The following is a 15,365-nucleotide window of genomic DNA, read 5'->3' as shown; positions in this document are numbered from 1 at the left end:
AAACTCTTAAATAATTGATTGATATCTTTAAATTAATTCTCAGGAGATAACTGATGTCCAGGTATTATTTTGGCTTTGTTACGATAGTTATATTTGGCTTGATGCTAATGTCTTGTGGCGGAGGCGGCAGTTCTGTCACTGCAGTTTCTTTGGAAGCTGACAGAACTCAGCTTGCTCCAGGTGAAAGGGCCATGCTTATCGCTACTGAAGTGCAGGCACTGCCTGAAAGTGATCCTTATTGGGATAGAGTAAAATTTTCATTCAGGACAAACAACTCAGGAGCCAGTCTTGACGTCATAGACAGGCGTTTGGATGGAAACCTGCAAGCCAGAGCGGTTTACATTGCTGGAGACAACCCGGGTATCGATGTTGTTGAGGTTTCTTTTGAGAGTGGCGCTAAAGCTATTGTCACCATAACTGTCGGACACCCGGTAACTTCTGTTTCTTTGACAGCAGAATCTACAGTACTTTTACCTTCAGCAAGAACTGAGCTGGTGGCCAGTGCTCAATATGATTTTCCCCCTGATTTTCCTGAGGCTGTAAATTTCTCATTTCGAACCAACAATTCCGGTGCCTACTTGGATGTGATTGATGAGCGCCTTGATGGCAATGATGAGGCTCGCGCCATATATATTGCCGGATCAGAGCCTGGGATTGATGTTGTTGAAGTATCTTTTGCCAGTGGAGCCAGAGCTACTGTCACCATTACAGTTGGCTACGGCGTGAGTCGCATCAGGCTGGAGCAGTTTGGATGGGACATAAGGGCAACTGCTTTGAATGCTCTTGATATGCCTGTGCCTGATGCTGAGCTTGATTTTGTTATTACTGCCGGAGAGATTGAAAGCTCAGCTACTACAAATCAAAACGGAGTAGTTGAAGTCAGCTTTACTCTGCCACCTGAAGTAAATACCGCAAGGGTAACTGCTTCTTCTGGAACTGTAAGTGCTACTCTTGATGTTGTGAGGACAACACTCACGAGATCCATAACAACTACATCAGATCAAGTTGGAGGTACTTCTTACATAGTCTCATCAATTCGAATGGAGCACTTAGAAGATGCTGTTCAGGTTATAATGTCAGGTGAAGATGGTACTTCGGTTGTCGGCGTGCCTGTATTTTTTTATATTGATGGCGACCTTTTGGATAAGGGGTTGATTACTACTGACGAAGATGGTAGAGTGTTACTTAAATTATCTGTTGATGATTTAACTGATAAGCAAATCAAAGCTGAAGCAGCAGGACTGTCAGCTTCTTTCTTTGTAAAAATAATTGACTTGATTGATTAAGTTGTATCTGCTCTCCACACTTGGGGTTTCATCAGATACTCTTAAGTTCTTTTAATTCGCCCGCTTTAAGGGGCATGTAGTTTAGTCACTGGGGGAGGTTTTTTCCTGAGATTCCGGATTTGCCGGAAGACCCCTGGAACCTGATCCGGTTAATACCGGCGTAGGAAAGTGGCACTGATTCATAGATAATGATGCAGGTTGATATATTACCGAATCATGATTTTTCAGGGCTGTTTTCCATTGGGGAAGACAGCCCTTTTTTTTGGTTAAAAATTAACTGTTGGAGGATGAAATGGCACTTGATGAGATTGTGATTTCCAAAGCAATTATTGACACTTACACCAAAAAGCTTGTGGATTGTCTGGAGTTGGACGTGGCCATTTGCGGGGCAGGCCCTTCAGGAATGGTTGCAGCCTATTACCTGGCTAAGGCAGGTAAGAAAACAGCTGTTTTTGAGCGAAAGTTATCCATTGGAGGTGGAATGTGGGGTGGCGGCATGATGTTTAATGAGATTGTTATTCAGGAAGAGGCCAAAAACATTCTAGATGAACTTGGTGTAAGATCAAAGCAGTACGAGCAGGGATACTTTACTGCTGATTCAGTTGAGGCGGTCTGCACCATTGGCTCTAAGGCCTGCCAGGCTGGAGCAAACTTTTTTAATCTGGTATCAGTTGAAGATGTTATGATTAGAGAGAATCGGGTAACAGGGCTGGTTATTAACTGGTCTGCGGTGGACAGTGCAGGGCTGCATGTGGATCCATTGACTGTTAGAACAAAGTATATGGTTGAGTCAACAGGTCATCCTGTAGAGGTCATGCAGGTGATTCAAAGAAAGATTGACGCCCAGCTTCATACCCCATCCGGGGCTCTTGAAGGCGAAAAGTCCATGTGGGCGGAAAAAGCAGAGCAAAGCACCCTGGAAAATACAAAAGAGGCTTTTCCAGGGGTTTATGTCTGCGGCATGTCTGCCAATGCCACATTCGGATCATTTCGCATGGGGCCGATATTTGGCGGAATGCTTATGTCTGGCCGTAAAGTAGCACAGAGTATCATTGAGGCCCTTGATAGCTGATTTCAGCATAAGGCATATCTTCTTTATTTGTTGATGGGGACTGGTTCTCTTGGAGTTTTTTCAATAAGTTTCATATAGTTGAAAAATATAACTGGACTGCCAGTCCCTTCTAAGTAACTAAAACCAAATTACCAACAAAATCAGACGTTTATAATTTTCACAATTTTAAGATTTTTACATATGATTGATTCTCAATTACCAGAAAAGTTCCGTCAAAGATGAGAGCTTTACGCCTGGCACCGGGACTGTCCCTCGCTGTGTAAATTTTATCATTTAAGCAAATTTCTTCCAGGAACCAATGCAGCATCAATCTTTTTTAAAGTACCTCGCGGGGACTGTCCCAATTTCCAGAAAAGTGACAGACTCGTAAAGTTACTCACACGTTTGGTCCTGGTCCGCCCAGGTGAGGAGCTTACAAGTAACTAAAACCAAATTAGTAATAAATTCAGAATATTATGGTTTTACCATACAGATTGCTTCGGTCGCTCAGGCTCCCTCGTGGGTGACAGGTTTTGCGCAACTACATCCCTGACAGCTCAGGTGTCATTGCGAGCGAGTCTTCGAGCGGGCAATCTCTAACGCGTTAAGGCTATTTCAAGTTACTCACAAGTTCGGTCTCGGGCCGCCCGCGTGAGGAGCTTACAAGTAACTTTAAAAAAAACTGGACCCCGGATCAAGTCCGGGGTGACGGTTAAAGCAAGTTTTTACTCTTTACCGTCATTCCGGCGAAAGCCGGAATCCAGGTTTTTTCTTGTTCCAAAGCTCCAGCCTGGGAATACCTCTTTTTTGTGTCTCCAGCCACACTTTGAAGAAGGGCTGGAGCCTCAATAACTAAACTTCCCCAGGCTGGAGCCTGGGAACGAGGGGTAAGGCTATTTTAACTTACTCACAGTTTTGGTCTCAGGCCCCCAGGTGAGCAACTTCTACGGAAATTGGGACAATCCCCGCGAGGAATAATTTATAACATTGATGCTGCATTGGATTCTGGCAGAATTTGCCCTTGGAGAGGTTAAGAAATCACTTGTTTATGGATTAAAAACCAACTATTTATCGTCTGAGTCGTTATTTCAAGCTTGGAAAACATAAATTATACCTCATCAGACAAAATATGATTTTTGATTCATTATTCTGGATACTGGGTGGCTGGGTTATCAGAATCTGTATGATTCCTGTTATTGGAATGCGTAAGGATGACCCCACCACAAGCCTGGCCTGGGTGGCAGTTATTTTTCTGGCTCCCTGGTTCGGACTTATCATGTATCTGCTGGTGGGTGAGTATGGTTTGAGCAGGCCTCGGCTCAGTCGCAGACTTAAAAGTCATCAGGATTTTCACAGGATTAATTCTCAATATCTCGAATGTCCCAATTATCTTGGCTGCCAGGTGAATGATGATTACCGGGTGCTTGTTAATCTGGCCGAGAGACACGGTGGTCTTCCATTGCTTGGCGGAAACCAGGTATTGCTTATTGCTAATACTGATGATTTTATTGAACATCTTGTGCTGGATATCAGCAAGGCCTGTTCTCATGTCCACCTCCTGTTTTATATATTCAGAAATGATGAAACTGGGAAAAAAGTAGCACAAGCCTTGGTTGATGCCAGAAAAAGAGGTGTAGAATGTCGGGTTCTGGCAGATGCTGTCGGCTCGAGAGGAATGTTTTCTCAACTTGGGCGATGGATGAGCAGCAAGGGAGTAGAGGTCTATCCAGCCTTACCCGCCAATCCATTAAGACTCAGGCTTTCCAGACTGGATATCAGGAATCACCGTAAGCTGGCTATTATCGATGGACAGACTGGATACACAGGATCACAAAATATAGTAAATTCTGACTTTGGTCATAAAAAGGCCGGAGAATGGCATGATGTAATGGTCAGGATTAAAGGTCCTTCAGCGAGGCAGCTTCAGGCTGTATTTGTAGAAGACTGGTATTATGAAACAGATCAGGTTCTTGATTTTCCAGATCTTTATCCAGGTGCTTCGAGAGACGGAAGTGCCGCTATACAGGTGGTGCCCACCGGTCCAGACCAGCCAACAGAAGGGTTCCAGGATATATTGATCCAATCGATTCAGTCTGCAAGAACCAGAATATCCATTGCCTCTCCATACTTTATTCCCAGTGAAGGTTTGATAACAGCTCTGCGGCTTGCTTCAGCAAGGGGAGTAAGGGTAGATATCATTGTACCTGATCGCAGCGATCACCTTCTGGTGGACCAGGCAAGCGCCTATTATTGCGGTGTGGCTCTCAGGAATGGATGTAATGTGTACCTGTTCAACGAAGGTATGCTTCATAGCAAAATAATGACAGTGGATGATGATATGGCAATGGTGGGTTCCGCCAATTTTGATATTCGATCTTTTTATCTTAATATTGAACTGGTTACCTTTATTTTTGAACCGGAATTTATTTACAATCTCAGAATGCTGCAGAATTGCTACAAAGGGCATGCTACTGCCATAAGACCTGAGGCCTGGTTGAGACGGCCTCTTCCAAAAAGAATGGTTGAAGGAGTGGTCAAGATATTCAGTCCTCTATTATAGTCAGGATAGTGTCACTCAGAACACCTGTGCGACGGAACACTATCTTCAGGAGACGCGTTCTCTGATAACGGCAAAAGGCTGGTATGGATCCACCCGCTGGCCAATGCCAGTTTTAATCTCCATCACTTCTGCATTAAACGGGGCATGCACTTCTGATCTGGTTAGATGATAATCCAATTGTTCTATATGCGAATAAATTCTGGCCAGGTCATGCCGTAATTGTGACAGCGCTGGTTCATACTGAGTCATGGGGTCGGGTTCAAAGTATCTTCTTGTCTGAAATCTATACCATTCCTGACGTTCAGCAAGAGCCCGTCTTTCCAAGTGCGCCAGTCTGCTCTCTAATTGCGAAGCATCAATAATTGCCTGTTGGCGCGCAATAATATACTGTCGGGTGTTTAGCTTGATCAGCAGTTCTCCTTTCTGCACGCTACCTGTTTCAACCAGACCAGGTGAAATGTACTCGACTATTCCGGTTATTTCTGTGAAGATGGCAGAGGAAGAAGGAGGGCTTTGCATGGCAGGCTGTTCATCTGTTGAGTGACTCGTATCATCCTGAGCTAGCTTTATATTATGGTTGTAAGCAGTTTCCTGATTTTCCGCATGTGGTGGAGGAGACATCTGTTTGCTCACAAAACCGCCTGCAAATGCTATCAGTAAAATTGCTCCAATAATCAGAAAATGTTTTTTGACATTACTGGGCGAATGGTTGATGCTGACCGGAAGATTACTATTATCCATGATTTTTTCCGTTTTTTAAAAATGTAAAATTATCAGCTATCAGTTATCGGTTCATTGTTATTGGTAATCGTCTCAGTCCGTTGCGAACTGGACCGAGCATATGAATAACTTCTCAAAGCCTGACTATTTGAACTTATGTTAACTTTTTCTTCAACTAATAACTAATAACTAATAACGTATCTGTTTAGCGCTTTGCATGTGGCATGGGGACTGGCTCTTCCGGGACCCACTTGTCCCAAAAAATGAGATATTTTAAGCACAAAATGATGTTCAAGTGGGTCCCGGAGTGCCTGTCCCCTGCTTTCCTTAAAAGCGCTAAACAGATACCTAATAACAATTAACCGATAACTTTTTAACTCTCCAACTATGACTAACAGTATAGTGTTATGAATGAAATAACTGTGCCAAAAATAATGAAATCAAAAAATATCAGCAAGATAACAGTGGTAACTGCCTACGACTATACCATGGCCAGACTTGTTGATCAATGTAATATTGACATCATTCTGGTGGGGGATTCCCTGGGCATGGTTACCTTGGGATATGCTGATACCTTGCCTGTGGATATGCGGGATATGCTACATCATACCAAGGCAGTTGTGCGTGGAACTTCCAATGCCTTAGTGGTAGCTGACATGCCGTTTATGTCTTACCAGACAAGTGTTGGTAAAGCGGTGTTCAATGCCGGTCGTTTTCTCAAGGAGGCTGGTGCAGGAGCTGTCAAGGTTGAGGGGGGATCAGTGATTTTGCCTCAGATTGAATCCATGGTCCAGACCGGCATTCCAGTCATGGGACATCTTGGGCTTAATCCCCAACAAATCGCAGTTATGGGTGGTTACAAGGTTCAGGGAAGAGGCAAGGCTGGAGATCTTCTTTTGTCCCAGGCGTTGGAGCTTGAAAAGGCAGGTTGTTTCAGCATTGTGCTTGAGGCGGTACCTCCGTCACTTGCTGAAAAAATCACGTCCCGGCTACGCATTCCAACTATTGGCATCGGTGCAGGTCCGCATTGTGACGGTCAGGTACTGGTTATAAATGATATTCTTGGAATCACAGAGGGGTTCAGACCTAAATTTGTTAAAACATATGCAAATCTTGCAACTGAAATCAAAAAAGCTGTTTCAAGCTATTCAGCTGAGGTTAGAGACAGCGTATTTCCCGGGCCTGATCATTGTTATAAGGATTAAATATTAAGGAGACGAAAAAGTATGGCAAAGATACTAATAGTTGAAGATTCAGCCTTTCAAAGGACAATCATAAAGCGTATTGTAAGTAATGCTGGACATGAAGTTATGGAAGCCGATTCTGGCAGAGAAGCTTTGAGGTTGATTGAAGCCAAGCAGCCTGATCTTGTTTTTTTGGATCTGCTAATGCCTGATATTAATGGTTTTCAGGTCCTCAAGGTGCTTAAAAGCAAGCACAGTACTGTACCTGTAGTGGTAGTTACGGCAGATGTGCAGGAAACTACCAGGCAGAGATGTGAGGAAGACGGGGTCAGGCAAATTGTTTATAAGCCTGTAGATGAAAACAAAATCTCCAGTGTTTTAAAATCAGTATTAGGCTCATAAAGAAGGATTGGTGAGATGCAATTAAGCGATGTACACAAAGATGTGTTGACCGAAGTGGTGAATATCGGGGTAGGGCAAGCAGCAAGTTCTCTAAACAGCATTCTTGACACTCATGTTGATTTGAGCGTACCCGAGTTGAAAATCGTCAGTCAGGACAGGGTGATGAATGAACTGGCATTTCTTGCCAGGTCATCACTTGCAAGCGTTATCTTGAGGTTTGAGGGTGCTGTTCCCGGGCAGGCAGCTTTATTGTTTCCTCCGGAGAGCGCGGTCAATCTGGTGAACCTTCTGGTGCCTGAAGAATCCAATATTGAGGATATGGACTTAGATGCCATGCGCGGGGAGGCACTGACAGAGATCGGCAATATTGTTTTAAATGCAGTCATGGGACACTTTTCAAATTTTTTGAAGCTTAATCTGGATTACTCAATTCCGGACTTTATGTTTGAATCCGACATAAATGAAATATTCAACCTCAATCACGTTGAAGGTGAATTTGCCATAATTCTTGCAAGAACTCACTTTGTTGTGGAAGAACATGCCATAGCTGGGGATATTTTACTGTTTTTTGGTATTGATTCAATGAAAAGTCTTACAGAAGCCATTGATAATGTTCTTAATTCCTTATAGATATTGCGAATATCAGCCTGTTTAAGATTCAGCCTATAGCCATCATTGGCCAGCCTGAATTTTCGGTCAGCAAAACCAGGCTCATTAACTGGACAGTCAAAATTTATCGTGCAGCACCCTGGCTTTATGGTGCCTTTCATAATTTTAGATATTTAAACGCCTTCAAGTCATAAGTGCCCGAAATCATAATGATTTTTTTCTTCAACTAATAACAATTAACTGATAACGTAAAAGTTTAGACCCCTGGATGTAGCACGGGAGTCTGGCTTTTGCCGGCCTCAAACCATAAAAAAGGCAGACTATCCTGCGGCAAAAGAGCCATTCTCCTTCCAGCTTAAAAAAGTGTCGCTGTAGTGTGACCTGATAACTTTTAACTCTCAAGCTATTAATTGTGCTTAAAAATGCTTAAAATTGAAGAAACCAATAATCAATTCTGGATATTGAACCGACTGCCTCTGGGCATTTTTGTATTAAATAGCAATTATGAGGTTCTTTTCTGGAACAAGGTCATGAGGGATTGGTCAGGCATTCATGAAAGTGATATTGTTGGAGATAATTTGCTTAAAAGATTTCCTGAGGCGGATAAACCTAAATTTATCAGGAGAATCAGCACCATATTTGAAGGTGGACCGCCAGCTATATTTTCTTCGCATTTACATAGAAACTTCATTGAAATGAAGACCAGCAGTGGCCAGGTCAGACTTCATAATACGACTGTCACGGCTTTAACGTTACCTGAAATGAAGGGGCAGCATCTGGCTCTTATCACTATTCAGGATGTTACTGAACTCAACACCAGGATAGTTGAGTATCGCAAGGTGAAAGACCAGGTAGTGGATGAGCTTAAAAAAAGAAAGGAAATTGAAAAGCGTCTGCGCAAAGAAAAGAGGTTTATTTCCCTGCTTTTAGATTCGGCCAGAGTTCTTATTGTTCTGCTTGATAAAGAAGCCCGCATAATAATATTTAATCGTGCCTGCGAAGAGCTTACAGGCTATGATTCTCGAGAAATTGAAGGCAAAAAAATGCTGGACTTTCTGATTTCTATTAATGAGCAGAAAACTATAGCATCTTACTTCATGCAAGATATGCTGGATATGCCCGAAGAACATGAGGCTTACTGGATTGCCAGAGACGGAGAGCAAAGGCTTATCTCATGGTCTAATTCTCTGGTTTACGATGAAATTGGCCGCCCTGAGTTTGTGCTTAGTACGGGGGTAGATATAACAGATCAGCGCATGATGCAGGAAAAGATCAGGCACATGGCCATGCATGATGAGTTGACCGGATTAGCCAACAGGAATCTTCTGCAGGAGAGATTGACCCAGAACATGGCCCTTGCAGACAGATACAGTAAAAAGCTCGGCATATTGTTTATGGATCTCAATGGTTTTAAAAAGATAAATGATCAGTTCGGACATAGAGTAGGTGATTTGTTGCTCCAGGAAGTGGCAAGCAGAATAACAAAAATTGTCAGGGCTTCAGACACTGTAGCCAGGTTTGGCGGAGACGAGTTTGTAGTGGTGCTTCCGGAGATTAAATCTGTAGATGATGCCATATCTGTATCTGACAAGATTTCTTGTGATCTTGCAAGACCTTTTGAGATTGCCGAGGGTTGTGTTATTGGAGTCAGCATAGGGATCAGTGTTTATCCTGATGACGGTAAATGTGCTGAAGATATTATACAGCAGGCAGATAAAGCCATGTATAAGGCTAAAAACCCTGACAGTTGCGGATATCATCACATTTAAAAAGGTTAGTGAGAGCCTTTCCAGCAACCCAAATGAAGCAAGTATTGTTGAGTTTTGAGGTTGGCTGTAATTTTCAGGCTGAAGGCTGAAGATCTAAGTTGTTGGACCTTATTGGTCTTGTCAGTGCCCAAAAATAATCTTTTTTTTGCTGCAGGATTGAAGCAGTAAGTTATTAAACTATTACAAATAATGCGTTATCACTGCAGCGACACTTTATTCAAGTTGGAAGGAGACTGGCTCTTTTGCCGCCGGATTATCCAGTTGTTTTGCGGTTTGAGGTCGGCAAAAGTGCCTGTCCCCGGTGGATCAGGCAATAATTTACACAATATGTCGCTGTAGTGTTATAAATCAGTACATGAGTACACATAGTTTGCTTCAAGTTTCCATCAGGCCGGACGACAGCCTGGGTTTTGACCTCAAAGTCAGGCTGGACGAGCGTGAATTTGACCTGATGGGGCGCTTTGCATCTCGTTTTTGTGAAAATACCATTAACCTGCTGCAAAATAATCCTGACAGCCTGCCGGTTGTTATTGGTACTGGTCCTAGAGCTTTTATTGAGCTTATCTTAGATAATACTTCAGGTCCTGTTGCTTTTGTTGACAAAGAACAGGCCGTCATTTCTGCCTTTGCAAGCCATGACGTTCTGAATGATGAAAGAATTCTTCTGATTCAGTCATCTAATGCTCAAGACGCCATCTCCCGTTTAACCGCCTGGCAATGGGAGAATAACGGCAAAATTTTCCTGCCCATAGTTATTCCATCCTATCTGCGTATTGATCGTGACTACTATAAATTGATAGCTGATACCCTCAAGACTGGTCGCCAGTATGATTTCTGGTCCAGAACCAGGTATCCCAGATTTAAGAATGACAAGCCCAGGCTTTTACTTATTACTACTAATTACTTTTTGATGGGTGAAGTCATGGCTGCATGCCAGCGCTTAGACATTCCTCATCACTTTCTGAGTCTGAAAAACCAGGAAATGGGCTGCGAGGATTTCATTCAAGACATCTTGAAAGCTGTTATTGAATTTAGGCCTGACTTTGTGTTTACCATTAACCATCTTGGCATTGACCGCGAAGGTGTGCTCATGGACCTTTTAAGCAGGATGGAACTTCCCCTGGCTTCCTGGTTTGTTGATAATCCACATTTGATTCTTTATTTATATGAAAACCTGAACAGTCCATACTGTACAATATTTACATGGGATTCCGACAACTTAAAAAGTTTGCAAGATAAAGGATTTGACAAGGTATTTTACCTGCCGCTGGCTACAGACTGCATTCGTTTTGCTCCGGGGCAGAGTCTGTCTGGCTTTAAAAGTCAAACCAGAGATGTATCTTTTGTTGGTAATTCCATGGTCCACAAGGTGGAGGCCAGGCTGGAAAAGGTCAGGAGGGCTGATGACAGAGGATTGTTGTCAAAGAGCTACCAGCAGGTTGCCTGGGAGTTTGTTAATTCTGATCATCATCTGGTTTATCCTCTGCTGGAAGAAAAGTTTTTTGAATTGCGTGAAGTTTTTGACGCTTTGCCCAGCATTGAGTCCAAACTTGACTTTGAGACCCTGGTTACCTGGGAAGCCACCAGGATCTACCGCAATGCATGTGTAAAACAGATTCTGGACTTTAATCCTTTTATTGCCGGTGATGACGGGTGGCTGGAATGTTTTGACCATAGCCAGGATTGGACTTATCATCCAGAATTCAACTACTATGATGATCTTCCAGGATTTTATCCCTATGCCCGGATTAATTTCAACACCACCAGTGCACAAATGAAAGGGGCGGTTAATCAAAGGGTGTTTGATGTCCCAGCCTGTGGAGCTTTTTTAATTACTGACTATCGCAAGCAGATGGAAAATCTCTTTGATCCGGGTTCAGAGGTGGTTTTTTACCGGGAAGAAGAAGAGATTAAGGAGATTGTCACATATTACCTCAAAAATCCTGGAAAATGTGATGCAATATCCCATAAAGCCAGGAACAGAATTCTTCAGCAGCACACTTACGATCATCGTCTGCTTGAGTTGTGCGAAACCATGAAAAAAGTTTATGGCTAAACCCATTCTTATTTTGCAGATGCAGCGTATGGGGGATTTGATATTATCATTTCCCCTTTTTTCATGGTTGAGCAGGATATATCCGCAGAGAACCATTCATGTAATTGCAGAACAGAAGTTTTATCAGGGGTTGGTGGATCTGTCACCGAGAGTGCTTTATATTCCATGGGAAAGTCATGGACACGCGCTGAAGCATAAGTATGACATGGTCATCAATCTCAGTCATCGCAAGGAAGCTGCCTGGCTGGCTGGCAAAGTTGAGGCCAGGGAGATCGTGGGGCCTTACAGGGATGAAAGTGATAACTTAAGGATACAGGGCCAATGGCAGCTTTATCGTTCAAGTATTGTCCAGAATAACAGATATAACCGTTTTCACTGGGCAGAACTCAATGCTCTGGATGTAATAGATTGCAAGGTTCTGGGTAAAACTGTCTGGCAGAAGCCGGGAGGAGCTTCAGGCACCAGGAAAATTGGACTTTTTGTGGGTGCAAGCCAGGAAAACAAGCGACCTGGCCCTTATTTTTATGCTCTTTTGGCCAAAGAGCTTATCAGAAGAAATTATCAGCCCATTCTCATTGGTGGTCCAGGAGATAAAAAACAGGCCAGAGATATTGTCAAACTCAGCCCTGTGAAACTGCTAAATCTTACCGGTAAGCTGAGTCTAAGCCAGCTTGCTTCTGTTTTCAGCACTTTGGAGCTCCTGATAACGCCGGATACCGGTCCCATGCATTTGAGCGCGTGGTGCGGCCTGAAAACCCTGAATCTTTCTCTTGGTCCGGTTAACCCGTGGGAAACAGGTCCTTATCAGCCAGGTCACGCAATCATTCGTTCCAGCATCAGCTGTACAGGATGCTGGGAATGTATCCAGAAAGACTTGCTATGCGCAGATTCATTCAAGATCAGGCAGGTTATACTGATCATGGAAAAAATGATGCACGGCTCTCTTGAAGATGCTGAACTAACCGGGTTCAAGGCAGTTAATATATTTAAAACTTCGCGCAGCAAAGGTCTTTATAATCTGAATCCCTGCCGCTTAAAACAAACTGTATCTTTTTATCTTGGTGAGTTCTGGCAGAGTTACTGGCTTTATAGTGCAAGTCTTGGCAGTAAGTCACAGGTGAGGGAAAAGGTCAGGTTGATGGTGACGCACTATCCATTTGTTCATGACAAACTTCTCAAGTGTACGCTGTTATTTCTTGCTCAACTGAAAAAACTTATCCAGAAAGGACAGATCCCTGATCATTCTTTCTGGCGCCAATCCCCTCCATATTTTCGTCCTTTTGCAGGTTTTGTCCATATCATGTGGCAGAATCAGGATTATTCTTCATCATCTCTTGCCGCTTCCACCCGTATGCTTGAAACCCTGCTGGGATTTCTTGAAACGCGCTGAATTGTTCACTGTAAAACGACTCCGCCATCTCCATTAGACTGCCCCTTCAATTCTCAATAAAGAACAAGATACCTTAGCCATTGACAATGGCAGTGGCTACTGATCTGAATCTTCAGCCTTCAGCCTGAAATGAGTCATCATTCCCTCTTAACGACACTGTTCCATTTATATTGCAGGATTAAACTTTTTTGGAACGCTAATTGATATATATGAAGCAGAGGAGTACATACCATGCAAAATTTTCCTACCAACAATTTGTTTTCCATGTTTGATCCTTATCTTGAAGCCGGACCGCGGGACAGGCCTGATTTTGGGACCTGGAATGAAGATTTTAAGAATATCTTTGAGCAGGCGGTTCACACTCCGCCCAGGGAACAAATTCAGGATAATCAAAACAATCGTCCAGCAGACAGTAAGGTAAGAGCACCTGAGCGAATTCAGGATAACTCTCAATCGCAAAATAAGCAATTGACTGAAGAAGAATTTGCCGCTGTTAGAGATGTCTTGGAAGAAAACGGATATCCTCCTGAAAAGATAGAGAAGCTTGAGGCAAGATATGAGAAGGACGGCCTGACTTGGAATGAGCTCAAGCAAGAGCTTGGTATGGGGGATGAGTTTGATACTTTTAAGAGTCTTGTAAGGTTCAATATTCATGGCAGTGAATATTACAACAAAACCAAAAGACTGAGCGAAAAAGAATTTCTATCACTAAAACAACACCTTTTAGAAAATGGCTATTCCCAGGATTTGATTTCAAAGCTTCAGGATAAGTTTGATCAACATGGCTTAAGCTGGGAAGAAGTCAGCAAACATTTGCAAAGTAGCAAAAATGACATGTCTGAAATGTTAAGTGATAAACTTAGCAAGGATGACTTCCAGGCCTTGAAAAAACTTTTGGTTGAACACGGTTTTGATGGTGAGCAGATTAAAGCTCTTGAGGAGAGGTATAGTCAGGGCGATCTTAAGTGGTCGGATGTATTATCCATGCTTGAACTTGAAGGTTTATCGAAAAATATCAAACTTTCTCCAGGTGAAAAAACAGATCTGCTAAGTGTTTTTTCTGCCATGGGGTTTAACAGCAAGGAAAGTCAGGAGCTTGTGAATTTGCTCCAGCAGGGCAGGCATGCCCAGGTTTGGGAAGCTATCAGCAAACGATTGGATAATATGGCTCCAGATCAAAAACTGCAACTGACGGAAAATCAGGCGGCAAGTCTGCTCAAGGCTCTGGGTATTGAAGCAGGCAAGATGGAAAAATTTTCCCCTTTTATTGGGCGGGAGCTTTCAGGCAACGACTTGTCCAATCTCATGAATCTGCTCAAGAAAGAAGCAGGGGCAGCAAGAGAAAATTATTTGTTGGCCCGAATGCTTCAGGCTGGGGAAGAAAGTGCAAAAGCTAACGGAGTTGAAGCTCTATTAAGAGATATTGCCAGGCTGGCCCTGAAAGAAGAGGGTCAGTCTTCTTCCGATAGCAATAAAAAGAAAGAACTGTCTTTTTTGAAATCCAGGCTGGAAAACAACGCTAAGTTTGATGAGGCTTCCGGTAATGGATCTCACAAGCCAGATGAAGATAGCCAGGGATCAGGCAACCGGCATAATGAGCAGTCCCTTTTTGATAAGCTCCAGGAAAGCGTAAGGGCGAGGGACTCTGTAAACGATAAATCCGATAATGAAAAGGATGATCCCTGGAAAGATTTTATCAGTAGAATAAGAACAATAGATTCTTCAGATGCAAGAAATGCAGTAATGGGTGACACCGGAGTTCGTGGAAGTTCGGATGCTGTTAGAAGTAAAGCTCAGGCTCAGCACAGGGAATTTATTTCCCGTCAGATTCTGGACCAGGTGCAAAATGGAATGCTCAGAAAGTTGAAAGATGGCCGTACACAGCTGAATTTACAGTTAGATCCACCAAATCTTGGTAGAGTGGGCCTTGTCTTGCAAGTGCATAACCAGGAAGTGCGGGCCTTGATTAAACCCAGTAGTCCCGAGGTAGCCCAGATGGTCAGTGAAAACCTGGCAAGATTGAAGGCAACTCTGGAGCAGCAGGGACTAAGGGTCAACAAGATAGAAGTTCAGGTTCAGACACAGGAAAATAACGGGCAGAACTGGCAAGGCCACGAAGAGCATAATAAGGCAAGAGAAAGGATGCGTGAGGCTATTAGAATTGCCAGGATGAGAGGACTTGATATGACAGGAAAATCAGATGATGAAAAAATATCTGCTGCAGTACTTAACATGGAAAGCAGAGATGGTCCGGGTTTGGATATTTTTGCGTGAACTGTGAAAGGTTGAAGGCGGAAGACTGAAGTAAGAACATAAAACTTTTGCAGCTTGCTCATAC

11 protein-coding genes and 1 riboswitch are annotated in these 15,365 nt (G+C 43.2%); of the genes, 10 read left to right on the top strand and 1 reads right to left on the bottom strand.

Going from position 1 to position 15,365, the window contains the following annotated elements:
* Positions 1–53: 53 nt before the first annotated feature.
* The 3 genes from LZ23_RS12795 (at position 54) to cls (ending at position 4,897) form a co-directional block, all read left to right on the top strand.
* Positions 54–1,286 carry an Ig-like domain-containing protein gene (locus LZ23_RS12795; protein WP_045214766.1) on the top strand — a complete coding sequence of 411 codons (1,233 nt, stop codon included), beginning with the start codon at positions 54–56 and terminating at the stop codon, positions 1,284–1,286.
* An 80-nt stretch (positions 1,287–1,366) separates the two neighbouring features.
* A riboswitch (TPP riboswitch) is annotated at positions 1,367–1,470 on the top strand.
* A gap of 108 nt (positions 1,471–1,578) precedes the next feature.
* Entirely contained in the window at positions 1,579–2,358 is a 780-nt protein-coding gene (locus LZ23_RS12790) for a sulfide-dependent adenosine diphosphate thiazole synthase (RefSeq protein ID WP_045214764.1), read from the top strand.
* Positions 2,359–3,466: 1,108 nt separating this feature from the next.
* A complete protein-coding gene (gene cls, locus LZ23_RS12785) occupies positions 3,467–4,897 on the top strand; it encodes a cardiolipin synthase (protein WP_045214763.1) in 1,431 nt (476 codons plus the stop codon).
* Between the two features lie 45 nt (positions 4,898–4,942).
* On the opposite strand, the gene LZ23_RS12780 is transcribed toward cls, so the two are convergent.
* Positions 4,943–5,638, bottom strand: a complete 696-nt coding sequence (locus LZ23_RS12780) for an efflux RND transporter periplasmic adaptor subunit (protein WP_045214762.1) — start codon at positions 5,636–5,638, stop codon at positions 4,943–4,945.
* A 386-nt stretch (positions 5,639–6,024) separates the two neighbouring features.
* Here LZ23_RS12780 and panB point away from each other — a divergent pair, with 386 nt between their 5' ends.
* The 7 genes from panB to LZ23_RS12745 all read left to right on the top strand — a co-directional run bounded on the left by panB (position 6,025) and on the right by LZ23_RS12745 (position 15,301).
* Positions 6,025–6,822 carry a 3-methyl-2-oxobutanoate hydroxymethyltransferase gene (gene panB, locus LZ23_RS12775; RefSeq protein ID WP_045214760.1) on the top strand — a complete coding sequence of 266 codons (798 nt, stop codon included), beginning with the start codon at positions 6,025–6,027 and terminating at the stop codon, positions 6,820–6,822.
* Between the two features lie 21 nt (positions 6,823–6,843).
* Positions 6,844–7,203 carry a response regulator gene (locus tag LZ23_RS12770; protein ID WP_045214758.1) on the top strand — a complete coding sequence of 120 codons (360 nt, stop codon included), beginning with the start codon at positions 6,844–6,846 and terminating at the stop codon, positions 7,201–7,203.
* 15 nt (positions 7,204–7,218) lie between these two features.
* Positions 7,219–7,833 carry a chemotaxis protein CheC gene (locus LZ23_RS12765; protein WP_045214757.1) on the top strand — a complete coding sequence of 205 codons (615 nt, stop codon included), beginning with the start codon at positions 7,219–7,221 and terminating at the stop codon, positions 7,831–7,833.
* 401 nt (positions 7,834–8,234) lie between these two features.
* Entirely contained in the window at positions 8,235–9,581 is a 1,347-nt protein-coding gene (locus LZ23_RS12760; RefSeq protein WP_045214756.1) for a diguanylate cyclase domain-containing protein, read from the top strand.
* A 355-nt stretch (positions 9,582–9,936) separates the two neighbouring features.
* The gene (locus LZ23_RS12755; RefSeq protein ID WP_045214754.1) at positions 9,937–11,637 is read left to right on the top strand and encodes a CgeB family protein; all 1,701 of its coding nucleotides are present in this window, start codon (positions 9,937–9,939) and stop codon (positions 11,635–11,637) included.
* On the top strand, positions 11,630–13,027 hold the full coding sequence (locus tag LZ23_RS12750) for a glycosyltransferase family 9 protein (RefSeq protein WP_045214753.1): 1,398 nt from the start codon (positions 11,630–11,632) through the stop codon (positions 13,025–13,027). Before LZ23_RS12755 ends, LZ23_RS12750 begins: the two co-directional genes overlap by 8 nt.
* A gap of 231 nt (positions 13,028–13,258) precedes the next feature.
* Entirely contained in the window at positions 13,259–15,301 is a 2,043-nt protein-coding gene (locus LZ23_RS12745) for a flagellar hook-length control protein FliK (protein ID WP_045214751.1), read from the top strand.
* Positions 15,302–15,365 lie beyond the last annotated feature (64 nt).

The sequence above is a fragment of the Desulfonatronovibrio magnus genome (genome assembly GCF_000934755.1).
In the GTDB taxonomy this organism is placed as follows: Bacteria; Desulfobacterota; Desulfovibrionia; order Desulfovibrionales; family Desulfonatronovibrionaceae; genus Desulfonatronovibrio; species Desulfonatronovibrio magnus.
This window is presented reverse-complemented; position numbering and strand designations above follow the sequence as displayed.

Coding starts and splice junctions, on each gene's coding strand:
- LZ23_RS12795 (WP_045214766.1), top strand. CDS start 54: ATGTCCAGGTATTATTTTGGCTTTGTTACGATAGTTATATTTGGCTTG.
- LZ23_RS12790 (WP_045214764.1), top strand. CDS start 1,579: ATGGCACTTGATGAGATTGTGATTTCCAAAGCAATTATTGACACTTAC.
- cls (WP_045214763.1), top strand. CDS start 3,467: ATGATTTTTGATTCATTATTCTGGATACTGGGTGGCTGGGTTATCAGA.
- LZ23_RS12780 (WP_045214762.1), bottom strand. CDS start 5,638: ATGGATAATAGTAATCTTCCGGTCAGCATCAACCATTCGCCCAGTAAT.
- panB (WP_045214760.1), top strand. CDS start 6,025: ATGAATGAAATAACTGTGCCAAAAATAATGAAATCAAAAAATATCAGC.
- LZ23_RS12770 (WP_045214758.1), top strand. CDS start 6,844: ATGGCAAAGATACTAATAGTTGAAGATTCAGCCTTTCAAAGGACAATC.
- LZ23_RS12765 (WP_045214757.1), top strand. CDS start 7,219: ATGCAATTAAGCGATGTACACAAAGATGTGTTGACCGAAGTGGTGAAT.
- LZ23_RS12760 (WP_045214756.1), top strand. CDS start 8,235: ATGCTTAAAATTGAAGAAACCAATAATCAATTCTGGATATTGAACCGA.
- LZ23_RS12755 (WP_045214754.1), top strand. CDS start 9,937: ATGAGTACACATAGTTTGCTTCAAGTTTCCATCAGGCCGGACGACAGC.
- LZ23_RS12750 (WP_045214753.1), top strand. CDS start 11,630: ATGGCTAAACCCATTCTTATTTTGCAGATGCAGCGTATGGGGGATTTG.
- LZ23_RS12745 (WP_045214751.1), top strand. CDS start 13,259: ATGCAAAATTTTCCTACCAACAATTTGTTTTCCATGTTTGATCCTTAT.